This is a genomic window from Accumulibacter sp. (assembly GCF_029255285.1).
GTDB lineage: Bacteria > Pseudomonadota > Gammaproteobacteria > Burkholderiales > Rhodocyclaceae > Accumulibacter.
Map to the genome: position 1 here is coordinate 50,425 of NZ_JAPUVI010000043.1, position 22,168 is coordinate 72,592.

General features: G+C 64.9%; 15 protein-coding genes. 5 read left to right on the plus strand and 10 right to left on the minus strand.

Annotation, left to right across the window (positions count from 1 at the left end):
• Positions 1–59 precede the first annotated feature (59 nt).
• Positions 60–1,379: a diguanylate cyclase gene (locus Q1M07_RS06355; protein WP_300452180.1), complete on the plus strand. Its 1,320-nt coding sequence runs from the start codon at positions 60–62 to the stop codon at positions 1,377–1,379.
• A gap of 60 nt (positions 1,380–1,439) precedes the next feature.
• On the opposite strand, the gene Q1M07_RS06360 is transcribed toward Q1M07_RS06355, so the two are convergent.
• The 8 genes from Q1M07_RS06360 to Q1M07_RS06395 form a co-directional block, all read right to left on the minus strand.
• Positions 1,440–2,336 (minus strand): DMT family transporter, encoded by an 897-nt coding sequence (locus Q1M07_RS06360; RefSeq protein WP_300452182.1) that lies wholly within the window; start codon positions 2,334–2,336, stop codon positions 1,440–1,442.
• A gap of 19 nt (positions 2,337–2,355) precedes the next feature.
• Positions 2,356–3,090 (minus strand): ABC transporter ATP-binding protein, encoded by a 735-nt coding sequence (locus Q1M07_RS06365; protein WP_300452355.1) that lies wholly within the window; start codon positions 3,088–3,090, stop codon positions 2,356–2,358.
• Positions 3,090–3,941: an ATP-binding cassette domain-containing protein gene (locus Q1M07_RS06370; protein ID WP_300452184.1), complete on the minus strand. Its 852-nt coding sequence runs from the start codon at positions 3,939–3,941 to the stop codon at positions 3,090–3,092. The genes Q1M07_RS06365 and Q1M07_RS06370 overlap by 1 nt, the downstream gene beginning before the upstream one ends.
• Complete coding sequence (gene livM / locus Q1M07_RS06375; protein WP_300452186.1) at positions 3,938–5,239, minus strand: high-affinity branched-chain amino acid ABC transporter permease LivM; 1,302 nt, start codon at positions 5,237–5,239, stop codon at positions 3,938–3,940. Before livM ends, Q1M07_RS06370 begins: the two co-directional genes overlap by 4 nt.
• On the minus strand, positions 5,239–6,153 hold the full coding sequence (locus Q1M07_RS06380) for a branched-chain amino acid ABC transporter permease LivH (protein ID WP_300452187.1): 915 nt from the start codon (positions 6,151–6,153) through the stop codon (positions 5,239–5,241). Before Q1M07_RS06380 ends, livM begins: the two co-directional genes overlap by 1 nt.
• Before the next feature lie 203 nt (positions 6,154–6,356).
• Positions 6,357–9,500 carry a bifunctional proline dehydrogenase/L-glutamate gamma-semialdehyde dehydrogenase PutA gene (gene putA, locus Q1M07_RS06385; RefSeq protein WP_300452189.1) on the minus strand — a complete coding sequence of 1,048 codons (3,144 nt, stop codon included), beginning with the start codon at positions 9,498–9,500 and terminating at the stop codon, positions 6,357–6,359.
• 123 nt (positions 9,501–9,623) lie between these two features.
• Positions 9,624–10,721 carry a branched-chain amino acid ABC transporter substrate-binding protein gene (locus tag Q1M07_RS06390; RefSeq protein ID WP_300452191.1) on the minus strand — a complete coding sequence of 366 codons (1,098 nt, stop codon included), beginning with the start codon at positions 10,719–10,721 and terminating at the stop codon, positions 9,624–9,626.
• A complete protein-coding gene (locus Q1M07_RS06395) occupies positions 10,718–11,410 on the minus strand; it encodes a GntR family transcriptional regulator (RefSeq protein ID WP_300452193.1) in 693 nt (230 codons plus the stop codon). The genes Q1M07_RS06390 and Q1M07_RS06395 overlap by 4 nt, the downstream gene beginning before the upstream one ends.
• 167 nt (positions 11,411–11,577) lie before the next feature.
• Here Q1M07_RS06395 and Q1M07_RS06400 point away from each other — a divergent pair, with 167 nt between their 5' ends.
• Complete coding sequence (locus tag Q1M07_RS06400; RefSeq protein ID WP_300452195.1) at positions 11,578–13,836, plus strand: YgiQ family radical SAM protein; 2,259 nt, start codon at positions 11,578–11,580, stop codon at positions 13,834–13,836.
• 27 nt (positions 13,837–13,863) lie between these two features.
• On the opposite strand, the gene Q1M07_RS06405 is transcribed toward Q1M07_RS06400, so the two are convergent.
• Positions 13,864–14,202: a cupin gene (locus tag Q1M07_RS06405; RefSeq protein ID WP_300452197.1), complete on the minus strand. Its 339-nt coding sequence runs from the start codon at positions 14,200–14,202 to the stop codon at positions 13,864–13,866.
• Between the two features lie 213 nt (positions 14,203–14,415).
• Here Q1M07_RS06405 and Q1M07_RS06410 point away from each other — a divergent pair, with 213 nt between their 5' ends.
• The gene (locus tag Q1M07_RS06410; protein WP_300452199.1) at positions 14,416–16,764 is read left to right on the plus strand and encodes a fatty acid cis/trans isomerase; all 2,349 of its coding nucleotides are present in this window, start codon (positions 14,416–14,418) and stop codon (positions 16,762–16,764) included.
• Positions 16,765–16,891: 127 nt separating this feature from the next.
• Entirely contained in the window at positions 16,892–18,847 is a 1,956-nt protein-coding gene (locus tag Q1M07_RS06415) for a beta-propeller domain-containing protein (RefSeq protein ID WP_300452201.1), read from the plus strand.
• Positions 18,848–18,958: 111 nt separating this feature from the next.
• Here Q1M07_RS06415 and Q1M07_RS06420 read toward each other — a convergent pair whose 3' ends face one another.
• On the minus strand, positions 18,959–20,635 hold the full coding sequence (locus Q1M07_RS06420) for an AMP-binding protein (protein WP_300452203.1): 1,677 nt from the start codon (positions 20,633–20,635) through the stop codon (positions 18,959–18,961).
• A 717-nt stretch (positions 20,636–21,352) separates the two neighbouring features.
• Between Q1M07_RS06420 and Q1M07_RS06425 the strand changes: the two genes are divergently transcribed.
• Positions 21,353–22,084, plus strand: a complete 732-nt coding sequence (locus Q1M07_RS06425; protein ID WP_300452205.1) for a ParB-like protein — start codon at positions 21,353–21,355, stop codon at positions 22,082–22,084.
• Positions 22,085–22,168: the final 84 nt, after the last annotated feature.

Genomic DNA, 22,168 nt, shown 5'->3' on the forward strand with positions numbered 1-22,168 from the left:
AGCGGCTTCGCTAGCGGGGCGATTGCCGAGCACGGCTACCGGATGACGGAGAACGGGAAATGAGCAAGTCGATCGAACAACCGATTTCCATTCTGGTCGTCGAAGACGACATCGGCGATCTCGGGCTGATCCGGGCCAGTGTTCGCCTGGCCGGTCTGCGTCCGATCGGCGACGAAAGTGCGGTGGTCGGCGTCCCGACGTTGGCCGAAGGAGTTGCCGCCGCGGCCCGCAGCAAGCCCGATGTCGTCCTGCTCGACTTGTCCTTGCCCGACTCGGCGGGACTCGCGACGGTGCAGGCGATGCGCTCGGCGATTCCTGACGTGCCGATCATCGTGCTTACCGGGCAGGACGATCACCAGCTTGCCGAGTCGGCGCTGCAGGCCGGTGCCCAGGACTACCTAGTCAAAGGACAGTTTCAGCACGACGCGCTGGGTCGAGCCGTCCGGCACGCTCTGATCCGCCAGCGGCTGGAATCGCGTCTGCGTCTGTTCGAGGCGGCATTGAACTCGGCTGCCAACGGCATCGTCATCACCGACGTCAACGCGACGATAGAGTGGGCCAATCCGGCTTTCGCGAAGATGACCGGCCGAAGCTTGAGCGAAGCCGTCGGTCGCAGCGCGGGCGAGATGCTCAACTCGGGAAAACAGGACGCTGCTTTCTACCAGCGCATGTGGGCCACGATTCTCGCCGGGCAGGTGTGGAGCGGCGAACTGGTGAACCGGCGCAAGGACGGCAGTCTCTATGACGAAGCGCTGACTATTTCTCCAGTCACCGACGTGAAAGGCAGAATTCATCATTTCGTCGCCATCAAGCAGGATATCTCCGAGCGCAAGGTGACCGAAGAGCGTGTGCAACATCTCGCCCACCATGATCAGCTAACCGACCTGCCGAACCGTGTGCTGCTCACCGACCGGCTCGCGCAGGCGTTGGCGCAAGCGCGTCGCGATAGAGGAACGCTGGCTCTGATGTTCCTCGACCTGGACAAGTTCAAGCCGGTGAACGACACCCTCGGCCACGATATCGGCGATCTGCTTCTTAAGGAGGTGGCGCTGCGGCTGCAAAGCTGCGTGCCGCGCGAGTCGGACACCGTCTCGCGTCTGGGCGGCGACGAGTTCGTCATTCTGCTGGCCCAGATCGACAAGGCGGTCGATGCCGTCGTCGTCGCGCACAAGGTTCTGGCGGCGCTCGATCGCCCGTTCAACATCGGTCCGCACGCGATCTCCATTTCGGCCAGCCTCGGCATCGCCGTTTATCCGCAGCACGGCGAAGACGTCAATCGTCTGCTGAAGAACGCCGACACGGCGATGTACCACGCCAAGAAGGCAGGCCGCAATTGCTATCGCTTTTTCCGGGCCTTGGCCGAAAAAACCGACGCCTGAGGGCGCCATGCCGCGCTCGCTTGCTACCTTCCGCTTGGCTGGCCTCGCCGAAGCCGCAGTTCACTTGGCCTCGCCGCGCGCCGCCAGATAGATTCCGGCGAGCAGCAGGACGAAGCCGAGTCCCTGCAGTCGAGCGAAGGATTCGTCGAAGAAAAACCACGCCAGCAGTGCACTGCCCACGGGTTCGCCGAGCGTGACGACGGCGACGAAAGTGGGCGAGACGTGCTTCAGCGACCAGTTGTACGACGTGTGGCCGAGCAGTTGAGGTCCGACCGCCAGGCCGAGGGCGACCAGATAGGCGGTGTTCGCATAACCGGTCAAGGGCGTGCCGCCGATCTGGCAGGCGAGCACCAGAAAGATCGCCGCGCTGCCATAGGCTAGCCAGACGTAGGCCGGCAGCGGCAGGCTGGCACGCAGGCGGCGGCCGATCAGAAGATAAGCCGAAAAACACCAGCTACCAGCAACGGCCAGGAAATTGCCGAGCAGGGGCTCGGCGCCGGCGGCGCTCGTCCGGCTGTCACTCCAGAAAATCAGCAGGCTGCCAGTCAGCGAAATGGCGATGCCGACGAGCATCAGCCGGTTCGGCCGATCGCCGAACAACAGAAAAGACGCGATGCCGATCCACAGCAGATTGGTCGTTACCAGTGCCGTGCTGCTGGCCACCGAGGTGTACTCGAGCGAAGTGATCCAGGTCGCGAAATGCAGAGCCAGGAAAAGTCCGGCGCCACAGGTCAACAAGCCCTGGCGTCGATCGAGCGAGCGTAAGGCGCGGCCCGACTGCCAGATGGCCAGCGGCGTGATGAACAGGGCCGCCAGCCCGAGGCGCAGGGTCGCGATGCTCAGCGACGGCAGGCCGTAGCCCTGCGCCAGGCGGGCCAGAATGGCGCCGAAGGAGATCGCCAGCAGGCCGACGCCGAGCACCAGGAAGGGCAACCAGCGCGGCGGCGCGTGCTCCACGATTGCGCCGCGCGCCGGCTCAGGCCGCCGGCCGGGCTGCGGCGGCGTGCCCGCCTTCGAGGTAGGCAGCGTGCACCTCGGGGTTGGCCAGCAACTCGCGGCCGCTGCCCGACAGAACGATCTGACCGTGTTGCAGCACGTAGCCGCGATGCGCCACGCGCAGCGCGTGGTGCGCGTTCTGCTCGACGAGGAGGATCGTCATCCCGTGCTCGCGGTTCAGCTCGCGCACGATCTGGAAGATCTTCTTGATGTAGAGCGGCGCCAGGCCGAGCGAAGGTTCGTCGAGCAGCAGAAGTTGCGGCCGGCTCATCAAGGCACGTGCGATGGCCAGCATCTGCTGCTCGCCGCCCGACAGGGTTCCGGCGCGCTGCGTGCTGCGTTCCTCGAGGATAGGGAAGAGGGCGTACATCCGTTTCAGGTCGACGTCGAAGTTGCTCTCTTCGCCGAGCACGGCACCCATTTGCAGGTTTTCGATCACCGTCATGCGCGGAAAAATGCGCCGGCCTTCGGGAACCAAGGCAATGCCGCGGCGAGCGATCTCGTGCGTCGGCAAAGCGGTGATGTCTTCGCCATCGAAGACGATGCGACCGCTCGAAGCGCGTGGCTGGCCAAACAGGGTCATCATCAGCGTCGACTTGCCGGCACCGTTGGCGCCGATCAAGGTCACCACCTCGCCGACCTGAACCGCCAGATCGACGCCGTGCAGCGCGTGAATCGCACCATAGTGGGCGTGCACCCCGGACAATTGCAGCATCATTGGACACCCTCCGGACGATGTTCTTCGTCGCTCCCTAGCTCGTCGGCCTCTTCCTCGCCGAGATAGGCCTTGATCACGTTCGGATCCCTCTGGATCTCCGCTGGCGAACCTTCGGCGATCTTGCGGCCATAGTTGAGAACGCAGATGTGGTCGGAAACATTCATCACGACGCTCATGTCGTGCTCGATGAGCAGGATGGCAATCCCTTCGACGCCGGCCAGATGCTTCAGCAGTTCGTTGAGTTCGGCCGATTCGCGCGGATTGAGGCCGGCCGCCGGCTCGTCGAGACAGAGCAGGAGCGGGTCGACGCACAGCGCACGGGCGATCTCGATGCGCCGCTGCATGCCATAGGGCAGGGCTCCCGCCGCCGTATCGGCCTTGTCGATCAGCCCCAGGCGCTGCAGCCAGCCTACCGCCTTCTCCATGGCCGCCGTTTCGGCCCGGCGATAACCAGGCAAACCGAGCAAGCCGGCGAGCGAGAATCGCGACGCCTGTTGCAGTGCGTTGTGCTGCGCGACGATCAGGTTCTCGAGGACCGTCATCTGGGGAAACAGGCGAATGTTCTGGAAGGTGCGGACGACTTGCGCCGAGCGCGCGACCTGATGGCTGGCCAGCGTCTCGAGCCGCAGCACGCCGCGCTGCGGGTGGTTGAGGCGGACGCTGCCGACGGTCGGCTTGTAGAAACCGGTCAGGCAGTTGAAGAAAGTCGTCTTGCCGGCGCCGTTCGGTCCAATGACGCCGGTGATCCGGCGCGCGGCAACGTCGAGCGACAGATCGTCGATCGCCAGCAAGCCGCCGAAGCGCATCGTCAGGCGCTCGACGCTGAGCAGTGGTGCCGGCTGGCTCATCGCCGTCCTCCGTTCGCCCGGTAGCGCAGGGTGGGTTCGCGGTGCGACAGGATGCCGCCCGGTTTCCAGACCATGATCAGGATCATTGCCGCGCCGAAGAGCAACATCCGGTATTCGGCGAAGTCGCGTCCGAGTTCGGGCAGCAGGACCAGGACGAGCGACGCGAGAACCACGCCAAGCTGGCTGCCCATGCCGCCGAGAACGACGATCGCGAGGATGATCGCCGACTCGTTGAAGGTGAAGGACTCCGGCGAAATGAAACCCTGGCGGGCGGCGAAGAAAACTCCGGCGAAGCCGCCGAGCATGGCGCCGATGGCAAAGGCCGAGAGCTTGACGTTGCGCGCGTTGATTCCCATCGCCTTGCAGGCGATCTCGTCCTCGCGGATCGCCTCCCAGGCGCGTCCGATCGGCAAGGTGCGCATGCGCGACACGAAGAGATTGGTCAGCAGTGCCAGCGCGAGAATCAGGTAGTAAAGGAAAACGATGCGGTGGTTGGTCGAATATTCGAGGCCGAAGAAGGAGGCAAAAGTGGCTTCGTCGCCGGGCGGCTTGAACGGCAGGCCGAAGAACGACGGCCGGGCAATCGAGGCGATACCGTTCGGACCACCGGACAACTCGGTCCAGTTGACCAGGATGATGCGGATGATCTCGCCGAAGCCGAGCGTCACGATGGCCAGATAATCACCGCGCAAGCGCAGCGTCGGCCAGCCGAGCAGGATCCCGAAGCTGGCGGCGATGGCTCCGGCGACCGGCAGCGCCTGCCAGAAGCCCCAGCCGAACTGGGTCGACAGGAGGCCATAGGTATAGGCGCCGACGGCATAGAAAGCGACATAACCGAGGTCGAGCAGACCGGCCAGGCCGACGACGACGTTCAGGCCCCAGCCGAGCATGACGTAGATCAGCACCGTCGTCGCCGTATCGACGACGTAGCGGTTTTCCGAGAATACCATCGGCAGCGCCAGCGCGACGCCGAGCGCTGCCCATCCGATCCAGGTCAGCCAGGGGCTGGCCGTCCGATCGGCTGCCGCCAGTTCGACATCGCTGCGCTCGCGCGCCTGTTTGGCGGCCCGCAGGCGATCGATCGCCAGGCGCAGGATCAGGCGGCCGGTGAAGCAGATGGCGACGAAGGCGAACAGCGTCGGCCAGCGGGTGGCGACGCGCAGCGCACCGCCCTGGTCGACGGTCAGGAGTCCGATCATCGGGATGCCGAGCAGCAGAGCGATGAAAGCGACGGCCGCGGCATCCTTCAGGCGGTCGGCGGGCGAGGTGCCGTGTGGTGCGAGGACGAGGGCGGTCATCAGACTTTCTCCACTTCGGGACGACCGAGCAGGCCGGACGGGCGGAACATCAGGACCAGAATGAGGATCGTGAACGTCGCCACGTCCTTGTACTCGGCCGACAGGTAGGCGGCCCAGAACGCTTCGATCAGGCCGATCAGCAGGCCGCCGAGCATCGCCCCCGGCAGCGACCCGATGCCACCCAGGACGGCGGCGGTAAAGGCCTTGATGCCGGCGACGAAACCGATGAAGAAATCGACCACGCCATAGTAGACAGTGACCATCATCCCGGCGACGGCGGCCAGCGCGGCACCGAGCATGAAAGTCAGCGAAATCGTCCGGTCGACGTTGATGCCGAGCAAGGCCGTCATCGTCCGGTCCTGTTCGCACGAGCGCTGCTGGCGGCCGAAAGAGGTCTTCGTGATCAGCCAGGTGAAGCCGGCCATCAGCGCTACCGTGACGAAGACGATCAGGATCTGCGAATAGGCGAGGCGAACGGTGAAGCCATCGACACTCAGCAGGTCGATGCCGCCGACGAGCACCGGCGCCACCGGCTTGACGCGTGCGCCCTGCGTCAGTTGCACCATGTTCTGCAGGAAGATCGACATGCCGATCGCCGAGATCAACGGCGCCAGCCGGGTCGACCCGCGCAGCGGCCGGTAGGCCATCCGCTCGACCGTCCAGCCGTAGATCGAGGTGAAGAAGACGGCGACCAGCAGGACCACCAGCAGTGACAGCGGCACCGAACTGATGCCGAAGCCGGCGAGCAGTGTGAACACGGTTACCGCGATGAAGGCGCTGACCATGTAGATGTCGCCGTGCGCGAAATTGATCATGCCGATGATGCCGTAGACCATCGTGTAGCCGATGGCGATCAGGCCATAGACGGCACCCAGGGTCAGGCCGTTGATCAGTTGTTGTAGTGCGAGAGCCATGATCCTCCTCCTTGTTGTCGCCTCCGGGAAGCGCTGGTGCGATCGGTGGGCCCGATACGGTCGGTCGAGAAGCGCGCGGGCCGGGCGACGCGTTGGAACTTCGTTGGCGCTGGAACAGACCCACCCTGAATCCATGCCGGCACTTTCAGACAAATTGTCCTGCTTTCCGCTGCCGTCCTTCCTTGCCGGAGGGTAGCTGCCGCTCACTCGCCCTGATCGAGCGCCATCAACCCGGCATTGCCGCCGGCTGCCGTGGTGTCGACCGAAATCGTGCGTTCGCTGGCAAAACGGTACAGATAGTGCGGGCCGCCGGCTTTCGGCCCGGTTCCCGAAAGGCCTTCGCCGCCAAACGGCTGGACGCCGACGACGGCGCCGATGATGTTGCGGTTGACATAGGTGTTGCCGACGTGCAGGCGGCGCGTGATACGCTGTATCGTTTCGTCGATGCGGCTGTGGATGCCCAGCGTCAGTCCGTAGCCGGTTGCCGCGATGGCGGCGCAGACCTGGTCGAGATCTTCGGCGCGCCAGCGGATGACGTGCAGGATGGGGCCGAAGACTTCGCGCTCGAGGCGCGACAGGCTGTCGATTTCGTAGGCCCGCGGGGCGAAGAACGTGCCGTGGCGCGTCGCTTCTTCGTCGACCACGCAGGTATGCAGGGGCATCGCGAAGCTGTCCAGCCAACGCGCGTGCGCTTCGAGAACCCGGCGCGCGGCGTCGTCGATCACCGGGCCGACGTCGGTGGCGATTTCGGCCGGGTTGCCGATGCGCAGCTCCTGCATCGCGCCGGCAAGCATCTCCTCGACCTTGTCGGCGATGTCGGCCTGAACGAACAGCACGCGCAGTGCGGAGCAGCGTTGCCCGGCCGAATTGAAAGCCGAGGCGACGACATCGCGCACGATCTGTTCGGGCAGTGCCGAGGAATCGGCGATCATTGCGTTCTGGCCCCCGGTTTCCGCAATCAGCGGCACGATCGGGCCGTCTTTCTCGGCCAGTCGGCGGGCGATGAGACGAGCGACTTCGGTTGACCCGGTGAACGCGACTCCGGCGCATTGGCGTGCCGCGACCAGCGCCGCGCCGACCTGGCCGTCGCCGGGCAGAAAGGCCAGCGCATCGGCCAGGATGCCGCCAGCCTGCAGCAGTTCCACCGCCAGTGCGGCGACCAGTGGCGTCTGTTCGGCCGGCTTGGCCACGACGCAGTTGCCGGCGGCCAGTGCGGCGGCGATCTGGCCGACGAAAATGGCGAGCGGAAAGTTCCACGGGCTGATGCACACGAAAACGCCGCGGCCGTGCAGGGAGAGGCTGTTGCGTTCGCCGGTCGGGCCGGGCAGGGGGATGGCCTGAGCGAATTTGTCGCGCGCCTGAGCCGCGTAGTAGCGGCAGAAATCGATCGCTTCGCGCACCTCGGAAACCGCGTCGGCCTGCGTCCGGCCGCCTTCGCGAACGATCAGCGCGACGAGTTCGGGCAGTCGGCCCTGCATGCGGTCGGCGGCGTGTTCCAGCGCTGCCGCACGATCGGCCGCCGGCGTGCCTTCCCAGGCCGGGAAAGCCGCTTGTGTGGCGGCCATCGCCGCGTCGACGTCGGCCAGGCTGGCGTCGATCACCTGACCCACGACGTCGCGCTGGTCCGCCGGCGAGCGTAGCGGCCGGCCGTTGCCGCCGCGTGGCCGGCCGCCGATCAGCGGTGCCGCGACGTAGCTGACGCGTGCGCTGTCTGCGATGGCTTGGCGCAGGTCTTCGAGAGTGGGTTTGTCGTTCATGTCCAGTCCTTCGCTGTTGGTACGTTCGGCGCCGAAGAGGTCGCGCGGCAGGGGAATGCGAAGCTGGCGTTTCACCGCCAGGGCCGCCGCCTTGTCGACCGGATCGGCGATCAGCGCGGCGATCGGCAACGAGGCGTCGGCAATGCGATTGACGAACGACGAGTTGGCGCCGTTCTCGAGCAGACGACGCACCAGATAGGCGAGCAGATCCTCGTGGCTGCCGACCGGCGCGTAGACGCGGCAGGCGCGGCCCCACTTGTTTTCGCCGACGATCTGGTCGTACAGTTCTTCGCCCATGCCGTGCAGGCGCTGGTATTCCCATTCGTCGCTGCCGCCGGCGCTGATGGCAATTTCGGCGACCGCGGCCAGGGTGTGCGCATTGTGAGTGGCGAAGGCGGGATAGAAAGCCACTGGGTCGGCGAACAATCGCCGGGCGCACGCCAAGTAGGAAACGTCGCTCGACACCTTGCGCGTGAACACCGGATAGTCGCTCAGGCCGCGCTCCTGCGCCAGCTTGATCTCGGCGTCCCAGTAGGCGCCCTTGCACAAACGCACCATCAGCCGCCGGTCGGCACGGTGCGCCAGATCGGCGAGCCAATCGAGTACCGGCAGCGCGCGCTTCTGATAAGCCTGGACGGCGAGTCCGAGTCCGTTCCAGCCGGCCAGCTCGGGGTCGAGGGCCAGAGTCTCGACCAGGTCGAGCGAAATCTCGAGGCGATCGACTTCTTCGGCGTCGATCGTGAAGCCGACGTTGCGCGCCTTGGCGCGTAACGCCAGGGCCTTGACCGCCGGCTGCAGCTCGTGGCGAACGCGATAGTCGTTCGCCACTTCGTAGCGCGGATGCAGCGCCGAGAGCTTGATCGAGATCGATGGTGCCTCGAAGGCCGGCCGCCCGGCCGCCGCCTTGCCGATGGCCGCGATGGCCTGGCTGTAGGACTCGAAATAGCGCAGCGCATCGGCACTGGTGCGAGCCGATTCGCCGAGCATGTCGTAGGAGTGGCGATAACCGGAAGCCTCGGCACTGCGCGCACGCTCGATTGCTTCGTGAATGTTCCGTCCCATGACGAACTGCTTGCCGAGAATGCGCATGGCGGTGGTCACCGCCTGCCGGATGACCGGTTCGCCGGCGCGCGCGACAAGGCGTTTGAGCGTGCCGCGCAAGTTGCGGTCGTCGTTGTCGAGCTTGACGATGCGGCCGGTCAGCATCAGCGCCCAGGTGCCGGCGTTGACGAAGGTGCTGTGCGACGTGCCGAGGCGCTTTTCCCATTCGGTGCTGCCGATCTTGTCGCGAATCAGGCGATCGACGGTTTCCGCATCGGGGATGCGCAACAGCGCTTCGGCGAGGCACATCAGGACGACGCCTTCGCGCGACGAGAGGTCGTAGGTAGCCAGGAAGGCGTCGATGCCGCCGGTGTTCAGACGGCTGTCGCGCACTGTCTGGACCAGTGGCGTGGCGCGCTGGCGAATGCCTTCCTGTTCGGAATGGCTGAAGCGGGCGAGTTCGATCAGTTCGTCGACGACCCGAGCTTCGTCGATGCGGAGATAGTCGCGCACACGCTGGCGCAAAGCAGTGGTATTGGCGACGTTCATGCAGCCTTCCCATCCGGGTGGGCGTCGACACGGAGGTGTCGCGCAGGTGGTCAAGGGGCCCGCCAGCCGGCGGGCATGGAGTCGCTGGCAGGCCGGGTCAAGGCGGCGCGGCCTGCCCGGCGATCACTTCTTCACGTAGTCGTACTTGCCGTCCTTCCACTGATAGACGACGAAGGCCGGCGCTGAGCTGTTGCCGTTGGCGTCGAAGGTGAGCTTGCCGATCACGGTGTCGAAGCTGCCGCTGCGCAGCGCTTTCTCCAGGTCGGCGTACTTCGTGCTTTTGGCCTTGACGGCGGCCTGATCAAAGAGCTGGAAGGCGGCGTACGCGTAAAGGACATAGCCTTCGGGCTCGATCTTGGCGTCGTGGAACTTCTTCACGATAGGCGCCGCGCTCGGATTCTTGCGCGCATCCGGACCGAAGGTGAACAGCACGTTGTTGGCCTGCGCGCCGGCGGCGGTCGCCAGCTCGGAGTTGGACATCGTGTCGCCGCCCAGTACGGTCAGTTTCAGGCCGGCCTGCTGCGCCTGGCGCAGAATCAGCGCCACTTCGGTATGATAGCCGCCGAAGGCCATCACTTCGACGCCGGCCGACTTGAGCTTGCTGACCAGGCCCGAATAGTCCTTCTCGCCGGCCGTGATCGATTCGCGCAGCGCCGGCTTGACGCCTTTGGCTTCCATCGCCTTGGCGACCTCGTCGGCGAGTCCCTTGCCGTAGGCGCTCTTGTCGTCGACGACGGCGATCTTCTTGCCCTTGTAGTGTTCCGCCAGGTAGGCGCCGCCGACCTGGCCCTGCTGGTCGTCACGACCGGCGATGGCAAAGATGTTCTTCAGGCCGCGGTCGGTGACTTTGGGGTTGGTCGACACGGTGACCATCGGGATCTGCGCCTCGTTGTACACGTCGGATGCCGGGATGGTGGACGACGAGCACCAGTGGCCATGCATGAAAACGATTTTCTTGTTGACCATCGTGTTGGCGACGGCGACGGCCTGTTTCGGGTCGCAGGCGTCGTCGCCGATTTCCAGTTTCAGTTTCTGGCCGAGCACGCCGCCTTTGGCGTTGATGTCGGCGATGGCCATCTCGGCGCCTTTCTTGATCTGGTCGCCCGCCGAGGCGTACTGACCGGTCATCGGGCCGGCGATGGCGACCGGATGATCGGCCCAGGCGCTTGTCGTGGCCAGGGCGAGCAGGCTGAGGCTGGCGGCCAGGATAGGTTTGCTCATTTGTTTCCTCCTTTGCTACGGTGGTCGTTAAGGTATCTGACAAGTGACGCACCCGCATCGAGCACGTGCGCCCGAGTGAGTTCTGCCGCCGCGTCGGGGTCCCGGCGAACGAAGGCGTCGAGGATCTCGGCGTGCTCGTTCCGGGTTTTGGGCATTTCGGTGGTAACGGACAGCAGCGCGCGCACGTAACGTTCGACCTTGTTGTAGAGCGCGCGGATTTCGGCCAGCAGGATCGGTCGTGCCGCCGCTGCGTAGAGCGTCGAATGGAACAGCCAGTTCAGTTCGCCCCAGCGCGCCGCGTCGGTGGCGACGCCGAATTCGTCGAGATGGCATCGTGCCTGCTCGATCGCCGACGGGCCGATCAGCGGCACGGCAAGCTGCGCCGCGCGCGCTTCGAGCAGGGCGCGGATCTCCATGTACTCGTCGATTTCGGCCGCCGACAACGAGGCGACGACGGCGCCGCGGTTGCGCAGGAAAGTCACCAGTCCTTTCGCCTCGAGGTGTTTGAGTGCTTCGCGAACAGGAATCTTGCTGACATGGAAATGGGCGGCGATCTCATCCTGACGCAGCAGTTCGCCGGCTGGCAGGAGACCGTCGACGATGGCTTTCTTGAGTGTCTGCGCGACATGATCCGACGCGCTGAGGCGCGGTACTTTATGCGCAGAGATCAGTCCGAGAGCCGATGGCATGGTCGATCGCGAATCCCTATTTCGTATACGATATAAGGTTGAGGCGGCGAAGATACAGACAGATTTCGCGACATGCAAGCTGCGGTGCACCATTCTTTGCCGCCTGCGCTGCCAAGGGCTCGCGGAAGCCGGAGCAGAGCGCCCGCTTCCTGTAGAATCGCTGCCGCATGAACACGATCAACCAGGTGGCACGGCCCGGCGCCGCGCGGAATCTCTTCTCGTTCAACCAGGTGGCACGGCCCGGCGCCGCGCGGAATCTCTTCTCGTACCGCAAGTACTGGGCTCATCGCTTCGGCACGGCGCCTTTCCTGCCGATGTCGCGCGCCGAAATGGATGCCCTCGGCTGGAACGCTTGCGACATCATCCTGGTCACCGGCGACGCCTATGTCGATCACCCGAGCTTCGGCATGGCGCTGATCGGCCGCCTGCTCGAGGCGCAGGGTTTTCGCGTCGGCATCATTAGCCAGCCCGACTGGCGGTCGGCAGCGGACTTTCGCGCTCTTGGCCGGCCGCAGCTTTTTTTCGGCGTGACGGCCGGCAACATGGATTCGATGGTCAATCGCTACACGGCGGAGCGCAAGCCGCGTTCGGACGACGCCTATACGCCCAACGGCGAACCGAACCGGCGGCCCGACCGCGCGGTCGTCGTCTATGCACAGCGCTGCCGCGAGGCTTTTCCCGGGGCTGGCGTGGTGATCGGCTCGATCGAAGCCAGCCTGCGCCGCATCGCGCATTACGACTACTGGTCGGACAAGGTGCGCCGCTCGGTCCTGCCCGATTCGAAGGCCGATCTGCTGATCTTCGGCAACGCCGAACGGGCGATCGTCGAGCTGGCGCATCGCCTGGCCGCCGGCGAGGCGATGGCCGAGATTCGCGACCTGCGCGGCACGGCCTTCATGGTTCCGCACGCCTGGCTGCCGGGCGGCGATTGGGCCGAGGTCGATTCGACCGCGGTCGATACGCCCGGACCTCTGGTCCGTCACCCCGATCCCTATGCGGCGAGCCCGCACGACACCCAGGCCGGCGCGGCTTGCGGTGGTCCGCCCGCCGGCGCCGAGGCGGACCACCGGGCGCCGCGCACCCAGGTCGTTCGTACTCCCTTGCAGTGGCACCAGCGGATGCCCCGGCTCGATCGCGCACGCACGGTGATTCGCTTGCCTTCGTACGAGCAGGTGGCCGCCGACCCGGTGCTTTATGCGCACGCCTCGCGTACTTTTCACATCGAATCGAATCCCGGTAATGCGCGAGCGCTGGTGCAGGCGCACGGCGAGCGCGACGTGTGGCTCAACCCTCCGCCCATTCCGCTGTCGACGCCGGAGATCGACGGCGTGTTCGCCGCGCCCTTCCAGCGTCGACCGCATCCGTCGTACGGCGCGGCGAAGATTCCGGCTTTCGAAATGATCCGCTTCTCGGTCAACATCATGCGTGGCTGCTTCGGCGGCTGTACCTTCTGCTCGATCACCGAACACGAGGGGCGAATCATCCAGAGCCGCTCCGAGCAGTCGGTCCTGCGCGAAATCGAGGAAATCCGAGACAAGACCCCAGGCTTCACCGGCGTCATTTCCGATCTCGGTGGCCCGACGGCCAACATGTACCGCTTGGCGTGCAAGGACGCGCGGATCGAGTCGGCGTGCCGCCGCCTGTCCTGCGTTTTTCCCGGCATCTGCGAGAACCTCGATACCGACCACACGCCGCTGCGCCAGCTCTACCGCCAGGCGCGGGCCGTACGGGGAGTGAAGAAGGTGCTGATCAGTTCCGGTCTGCGCTACGACCTGGCAGTACGCGATCCGCATTACGTGCGGGAACTGGTGACCCACCACGTCGGCGGTTATCTCAAGATCGCTCCGGAGCATACCGAGGAGGGGCCGCTGGCCCATATGATGAAGCCCGGGATGGCGTCCTACGAGCAGTTCCGGGCAATGTTCGAGAAGTTCTCGAAAGAGGCCGGCAAGGAGCAGTACCTGATCCCGTACTTCATCGCGGCACATCCCGGGACGACCGACGAGGACATGCTCAATCTGGCGCTTTGGCTCAAGCGCAACGGTTTTCGTCTCGACCAGGTGCAGACCTTTCTGCCGACTCCGATGGCGATCGCCACGGCGATGTATCACACGCGCCGCAATCCGTTGCACAAGGTCGGCCGATCCTCGGCAAGCGTCGACTCCGTCCGCGGCAGCCGCCAGCGCCGTCTGCACAAGGCTTTTTTGCGTTATCACGAGCCTGACAACTGGCCGCTGCTGCGCGAAGCGCTGAAGCAGATGGGACGTGCCGATCTAATCGGCAACGGCAGGAAGCAGCTCGTTCCCGCGTTTCAACCGCGAGGCAGCGCGATGTTGCCGCGCCAGGCGGCCAAGACGCCGCGGCGTCCGGCGGAGAACGCGGCGGGCCGATTGGCCGCGGTGGCCGTGGGCGACGGGAAGCGCTAGCGGCAGACAATGAGTTTCAGCGCCTGCTCATTCCGGTGTCGGCGGGCAGGCATAGTGGACCGCCAGCCAGAGGGTGGCCGGATCGCGGCTCGTCCAGTCGACCCGGTGGCGGCGGCGCGGCGCGATGTCGACGTAGTCGCCCGCCTCCAGCGACCGCGCTTGCGCTTCGTCGGCGAAGCGCAAGTGTGCCGCTCCTTGGAGAAGCAGTACCCATTCACCGTCGGGCTGGTCGTACCAGAAACCTGGCGGGCTGGCCTGGCCGGTGGAGACGATACGTTCGATGCGGATTCCGGGTCGGGCGAGCAGTTGCCGGAACTCCTCTTCGGCCGACGTCGTTGGTGGTAGTTTGGCGTAGAGATTGTCCATCGGGCGAGAGGCGGAAAGCGAAGCCGTCGAATCGGCGTGGTCGGGAGACAGGTGGAAGTCGATCGGCCAGCGCGACCGCTCCTGCGTATCATAGGCGAATGGCGGGGCGCCGCACTAGCGGGCTCGGTGGCGAAATGCTTATCCTTGGCCCTGGCCGATCGGGCGCGCCGGTCGGTCCCGGATATCGTGGCGCGCAAGCTGGAGGACAAGCCGATGCTTATTGACAGGTACGTGTTGCTGCTCTGCCTTCTGGTGCTCGGCGGCTGTACAGCGATCGTCCGGCACGAGCTCGACGAACGTCATGGCAAGGCCGATCCGACCTTGTTCGACACGCCGCGTTCACCGGCCGCGGGACTCTCCTTCCGCAACGACGTGCAGCCCATTCTCGAACGCCGCTGCGTCGTTTGCCACGCCTGTTACGATGCCCCGTGCCAACTGAAACTCACCGCCTGGCAGGGAATTGCCCGCGGCAGCAGCAAGGAACTGGTTTACGACGGTGGTCGCCTGAGCGAGACCGCGCCCTCGCGCTTATTCGTTGACGCGCAGAAGGCGTCGCAGTGGCGCGCCAAAGAATTTTCGGCGGTGCTCAACGAGCGTCGGCAGACACCGGAGGCCAACCTGGCCGCCAGCGTGCTGTATCGTGCGCTGCGTCTCAAGGAGAGTCACCCCCTGCCACAGGTGGCGGTTCTGCCTGAGTCCATGGATTTCTCGCTCGACCGGACGCAGCAGTGTCCACGCATCGAGGAGTTCGACGCCTTCGAGCGCCAGAATCCCTTGTGGGGAATGCCGTTCGGTCTTCCCGGGCTGCATCCCTCGGAGCTGAACACGTTGCGCCGCTGGCTGGAACAGGGGGCGCCGTTCGAAGGCATGCCGCCGCTGCCGGCGGCGGTCGACCGGCAGGTGGCCGAGTGGGAAACCTTCTTCAACGGCGATTCCCTGAAACAACGTCTGGTCAGCCGCTATCTCTTCGAGCATCTGTTCCTGGCGCATTTGTACTTCGATAGCGATGCCCAGCCGCACTATTTCCGTCTATTGCGGTCGCGCACGCCACCTGGGCAGCCGATCGATCCGATCGTCAGCCGAAGACCCTACGACAATCCCGGCGTCGATCGCGTCTACTATCGGCTGGAGCGCGAGCAGGAAACGATCGTCGACAAGACGCACATGCCTTACGCGCTCGGGCAGAAGCGCTTGGCTCGCTGGCGGGAACTGTTCCTGACGCCGGACTACCGCGTCGAGCGGCTGCCATCCTATGCCCCGGAAGTGGCGTCCAACCCCTTCGTTGCCTTCCAGGCGCTGCCGACCGACGCGCGTTATCAGTTCCTGCTCGACGAAGCGGAGTTCACGATCATGGGCTTCATCAAGGGCCCGGTCTGTCGCGGTCAGGTCGCGCTCAACGTGATCAACGACCGCTTCTGGGTATTTTTTCTCGCCAACGAGCGATCTCCGCAGCAGGAGGGCGACTTTCTGTCGCGCGAGGCGCGGCTTCTCGAACTGCCGTCCGCACAAGGGAGCGACGCGGGAATTATCGGGCCCTGGCACAAGTACGCCAAGCTGGAGGCGCAATACTTACAAGACAAGTCGGACGCCCTGACGCGTTACGCGGTTACCCGGCGCCTGCCTGATCTGCCGTGGATCTGGAACGGCGACGGCGGGAATCCGAACGCTGCCCTGACCGTTTTCCGCCACTTCGACAGTGCGACGGTGGTCAAGGGGCTGCTCGGCGAGCCGCCGAAGACGGCCTGGGTCATCGGCTACCCGTTGCTCGAACGTATCCACTATCTGCTGGTCGCCGGTTTCGACGTCTATGGCAACGTCGGACATGAACTCCTGTCGCGGCTGTACATGGACTTCATGCGCATGGAGGGTGAGTTCAATTTCATTGCTTTTCTACCCATCGAGCGACGCCAGGCGGTGCGCGACCATTGGTATCGCGGTGCCAGTCAGGAAGTCAAGGACCACGTGTACGGCAGTCTGGCGCGCTTCGATGTCGACAGCGGCATCAAGTTCCACACCGACGACCCGCAGCGCGAGTTTTTCGCGCTGCTCAAACGGCGGTTGGCGCCGGTTCTCGAACGTCGCTACGATCTGTCGGCTCTCCCGGATACGGTTCTGCGGCAGGATCTCGAGGTTCTCGCCGGGCTGCGCGGCGCGTCACTTTCGTGGTTGCCCGAGTTGATCGTTCTCCGGGTCGAAGATCCGCCGCAGGAGGCACGCTACTTCACCCTGCTGCGCAACACAGGCCACAGCAACGTTTCGAGTCTGCTGCGCGAGGGGCGCGAGTTGCTGCCGGCAGAGAACACGCTGACCGTAGTGCGCGGCATCATCGGTGCGTACCCGAACGCGATCTACCGCGTTCGGCGTTCGGAAATCCTGGCTCTCGCCAAGGCCATCGGCGGCCTGTCGTCGGAAGACGACTATCGAACTTTGGCCGGTCGATACGTCGTTCGGCGTACCGACCCCGATTTCTGGAAGTACAGCGATGAGCTGCAGACTGCGCACTTGCGACAGGCGCCGATCAGCGCCGGACTGCTCGACTACAATCGCCTCGACAACCGCTGAGCATGGCCGGGCCGGTTGTTTGCAGGTACCTGGAGCGCGCTGGGGCGAAAGGATTTTTGGTGCGATTTCTGACCCCGTTGCCGGGTGACGTCCGTTTACCGCCTTGAACCCCTACGAAAGGACTGCCATGAATCGTACCCTCGTCGCTCGCCTGACCGCTGTCGTGTTGGGCGTCCTGTGCCTGCCGCCGGCTTTGGCGGCGGAGCCGCTCAAAGCCACTGCGCCGCGCAAGACGCTCAGCGCCTTCGCCAGTGAGCAGGAACTTGCCGACCTCTTCAAACGCTGGGCCGACGAGGCGCAACGGCGCCGCGACGAACAGCAACGGGCGCGTGCCGATAAGTCGGCGAACAGCGCCGTCGGCCAGTTTGCGCTGCCGTCGCCGGCGCCGAGCGCGGCCGCCCCGGCGGCGGCCAAGGAGGTGGCCAAGGAGGCGGTCGGCGGAAAAGCCGAGTCGGTGACCAACGTCCAGCATGCTGGCGTCGACGAGGGCGGGATCGTCAAGCTGCATGGCGATCATCTGGTGATTCTTCGTCGTGGCCGCCTGTTTACGGTGCGCATCGGCGGCGAGGAGTTGCGCCCGGTAGCGGCGATAGACGCCTTCGGCACGGGCATCGACCCGGGCGGCGCCTGGTACGACGAGATGCTGATTTCGGGCAACACGATCGTCGTCATCGGCTACAGCTATGCGCGTGGCGGTACCGAGGTCGGCGTGTTCGACATTTCACGCGACGGGCAACTGGCCTATCGGGCGAGCTATCACCTGCGTTCCAACGACTACTATTCGTCGCGCAACTACGCCAGCCGACTGATCGGCGACAAGCTGATCGTTTACTCACCCCACTTTCTGAGTCCGTGGAGTGATCCCTGGGCGGCTTTCCCGGCGCTGCGCCGCTGGCGGCCGGGAGCGCTGCCGGCGGACTTTCGGCGCATCGCGCCGGCGACGCGGATCTATCGTACCGACGAAGCGCTCGACCCATTCGCCGGCGTCGCCTTGCACAGCGTCACGATCTGCGACCTCGCCAAACCGGAGATGGATTGCCAGAGTAGCGCGGTGCTCGGGCCGCCGGGCCGCGTATTCTACGTTTCGCCGAACTCGGTATTCGTCTGGACGACGGCTGGGCGCGCGGGATCAGCGGGGACGGTACCCGCTTCGGCGGTATTCCGCATCCCGCTCGACGGATCGGCGCCGAGCATGCTGAAAACGGTCGGCAGCCCGATCGACCAGTTCTCCTTTCTCGAGGACGAGGACGGGATGCTGAACGTCCTGCTGCGCGCCAATGGCCGCGGTGAAGGCATGTGGGCGGCGGAGGCCAAGGCGGGCGACCTGGCGTTGCTGCGCGTGCCGCTGGCCAGTTTTTCCGACGGCCGCGACGGCGCGCCTGGCAGCGCCTACCGCCGTTTGCCGGAAGCCCCAGGCCACGCCCTGCAGAGCCGCTATGTCGGCCCCTATTTGCTCTACGGTGCTGGCCGCGGCTGGCAGGCGCCGTCGGCAACCACGTCATCGCAAGTCTACGCCGTGCGCTACGCGCAGGGCGAAGTCTACGAGTTGCCGCTCGCGCACTCGGTGGACCGCCTCGAAGCGCTCGGCCGCAACGCTCTGGTCGTCGGCAGCAGTGGCAAGGACTTGCACCTGACAAGCGTGCGGCTGAGTTCGCTGCCGGTGACCGCCGGGCGGTATACGCGCCCCGACGCCGCGCAGGGTGAAACGCGCAGCCATGGTTTCTTCTATAAGTCCGACGGCGACTTCGATGGCCTGCTCGGCCTGCCGATCGTCGGCGCCGGCGAATCGGCGGCTCGTCAACTGCGCACACCGTCGGCGGCGCTTCTTTTCTTGCGCAATCGGGCTTTGTCGCTGAGCGAACTGGGAACGCTCAAGGCGCAGCCCTCAGCCAGCGACCGCAACGACGGCTGCCGTGCCTCCTGCGTCGATTGGTACGGCAATTCGCGGCCGCTGTTCGTTCGCGGCCGCGTGTTTGCACTGATGGGCTACGAGATCGTCGAGGGAAAAGTCGACGACAAGCGAATTGTTGAGACACGGCGCATCAGCTTTGCCCCGGCCGTGTTGCAGGTGACGAGAGAGTAATGCGGGCGGACTGGCCCTGCACGCAGGGGCCAGCCGATTCTTTTCCCACCGTGGGTTGGCACGGGTCGCGAGCTGCGCCGCAACCCGACCTACGGCGTCGCCAGTCGCCGCTCAGAACTCGAAATCCTCCTCGTAGAACTCCAGGGCGCCACGCCCCGAGGCGGCTTTGTCCTGTTCGCCCTTGCGCAGTTCGACACGGCGAATCTTGCCCGAGATGGTCTTCGGCAATTCGCCGAACTCGAGCCGCCGGACGCGTTTGTAAGGCGACAGCCGGCTGCGCAGAAAGACAAAAATGTCGCGTGCCAGTTCGCGGCTCGGCTCGTAGCCGGCGCGCAGGGTCAGGAAAGCCTTAGGCACCGCCAGGCGCAGAGGATCCGGACTCGGCACGACGGCCGCTTCGGCGACCGCTTCGTGTTCGATGAGCACGCTTTCGAGTTCGAAGGGACTGATCCGATAGTCCGATGCCTTGAAGACGTCATCGGCCCGACCGACATAGGTAATGTAGCCGTCGGCGTCGACCGCGGCGGTGTCGCCGGTGTGATAGAACCCGTCGCGCATGACTTCGGCTGTCTTTTCCGGGTCGTCGGCGTAGGAAATCATCAGCCCGATCGGGCGCGGCGACAGCTCGAGGCAGATCTCGCCTTCCTCGGCGACATGACCTTCCATGTCCACCAGGCGTACCCGGTAGCCCGGCATCGGTCGTCCCATCGAACCGAGCTTGACCGTCTGGCCCGGCGAGTTGCCGATTTGCGCCGTCGTTTCGGTTTGTCCGAAACCGTCGCGCAAGGTGATTCCCCAGGCTTCCTTGACCTGGTCGATGACTTCCGGATTGAGCGGTTCGCCGGCGCCGATCAGTTCGCGCACCTTGACCGGATACTTGCGCAAGTCTTCCTGGATCAGCATCCGCCACACGGTCGGTGGCGCACACAGCGTGGTTACCGAGCAACGGACCAGCGTTTCGAGAATCGCCGCCGCCGTGAAACGCGAGTAGTTGAAAATGAAGATCGTCGCGCCCGCGTTCCAGGGAGCGAAAAAGCAGCTCCAGGCATGCTTCGCCCAGCCCGGCGAGCTGATGTTCCAATGCACGTCGCCCGGCTGCAGGCCAAGCCAGTACATGGTCGACAGGTGTCCGATCGGATAGCTCTGCTGGCTGTGCAACACCAGCTTCGGTTTCGAGGTGGTGCCCGACGTGAAGTACAGAAGTTGCGGATCGGTGGCCAGCGTCGGCCCGTCGGGGATGAACTCGGTGGACTCCTGGTAGGCTTGTTCGAGCTGTTGCCATCCGGCTACCGCTCCGCCGACGGTGGTCCGCGTATAGTCGCCCGGCAGCGTGCTGAACTTGTCGGTATGCGTGTGGCCGATGATCACGTGCCGCACCTGGCCGCGGTCGAGGCGATCGCGTAGATCGTCCGGCGCCAGCAGCGTCGTTGCCGGCGTCAATACGGCGCCGAGTTTGATTGCCGCCAGCATCGTGTCCCACAGCGGCACTTCGTTGCCCAGCATCATCAGGATGCGGTCACCGCGCTTGACGCCTTGGCCGCGCAGCCAGTTCGCGACCTGGTTCGAGCGCTGCGACATTTCGGAGTACGACATCTTCTGTTCCGTGCCGTCCTCGTTTACCACCCACAGCGCCGGGCGGTCGTTGCCCTTGGCCGCCACGTCGAAATAATCGAGCGCCCAGTTGAACTCGGTCAACTGCGGCGGCTGGTAATCGCGATACGCGGTCTCGTAGTCCGTACGGTGTGCCTGAAGGAAATCGCGCGCCTGCACGAAAGCCGAATAAGACATGTTTGCTCCTTTCTGCTTGATGAAACCACCGGGCAGCCGATCAGCGCAGACTTGCGCAGCAGGTTGAGTACCAACCGGCGTCCCTCCCTATGGAACCTCAGGCTCTGGCCTCGCAAGGCCGCGTCTGATTTGTGGCACGGTCATGTCCCGGGCTGCGCTGCCGACGCCCCGTGGATCGATACCGGCCGGGTATTGCAGAGCAGGATTGTAAGGGACTTATTGTCCCGGCAACCAGCGTCGGGTTTTCGAAATTTTTCGTCCGTCAACGCAGGGGCCAGCCGCAGCTCATGGGCGGCCAGACTTGCGCGGCAGGCGTTTCGGCCGCTTCGAACGGTCGCCCGGCGGGTGCCCGCGTCGGCCTTGCCGGCCGGCATCGGCGGCCCAATGTCTGAGACATGTCATTCGATGCGTGCCACCGTAGAGGTGCAATCGCGATCCGACCGCCTCGCACCCTGGCGATTTTGCGGACCATCACCCGGTCGTGGCGACCACGGACAGCCTTCGTAGAGGACTCTCGGGGTTCGGCATGTGGCTTGCGCGATCGCAGTGTTTTGCCGGCCGGCCTTGATCCGTGTTACGGTCTCGTCCGCGATCTGCTGCAGGTCGGGCGAGGGCATGGCTTCTCGCCCGGCAGCAGACACCCGGACGAAACCGTCGGACGAGGTTTCTCCGGCTGGCCGCTCCGGCACGCGGAGCAAGCACACGAGGAGGAAGGTCATGGATTTCAACTACGATGATTGCACATCCCGCGCGCAACGCGGCGGGCGCCTGTATCAGTTGCGGGTTGCTGACTTGCATCCGACGCAATGTGGCGTCGGACTCGATGAGGTCAACGCCAAGGCGGACTCGATGCGCAAGAAGAGCAAGGAAGAACTCACGGCGTATTTGATCACGCATCCTGTGCCGATTGTCATCGGCAATGGCGACAAGTTTTATCTGACCGATCACCATCACCTGGCGCGCGCGCTGTGGGAGGTCGCGAGCGGAAAGAACGAGGCGGGAATCGACGAAAGCAACGCGCGGGTCGCCGTCGAAGTGCTGTACAACTGGAGTGTTCTCAAGGACTACAGCTTCTGGAAAGCGATGCACGACAACAGTTGGGTCTATCTGTTCGACCACATGGGCGGCGGCCCCCTGCCGCCCGATGCTCTGCCCAAGCACATCAAGGACTTGCGCAACGATCCCTATCGGGGCCTCGCCTGGTACGTACGCACTGCCTTCGGCTACGACAAGATGCCAGCCGACTTCGCGGAGTTTCAGTGGGCGCAGTTCTTCCGCATGCGAATGATTCTCGACAACCGCCTGCTGCGCAATCAGATCGAGGACACGGACATCCTACTCGCGAAGATGAGTGACGAGGATCGGCAGGCGATCATCGACGAGGCGGTACATCTGGCAAGCTCGTCTGCCGCCGCCGGGTTGCCGGGGTACGTCGGGCGTGGTGGCTGACCGTCACGCTGAGCCGGTGCCGCGGTTAGTCCACCGCAGGCCGGGGCGCCGCGGTTGCCGGCTTGCCTTTCCCGTCGATCGTCT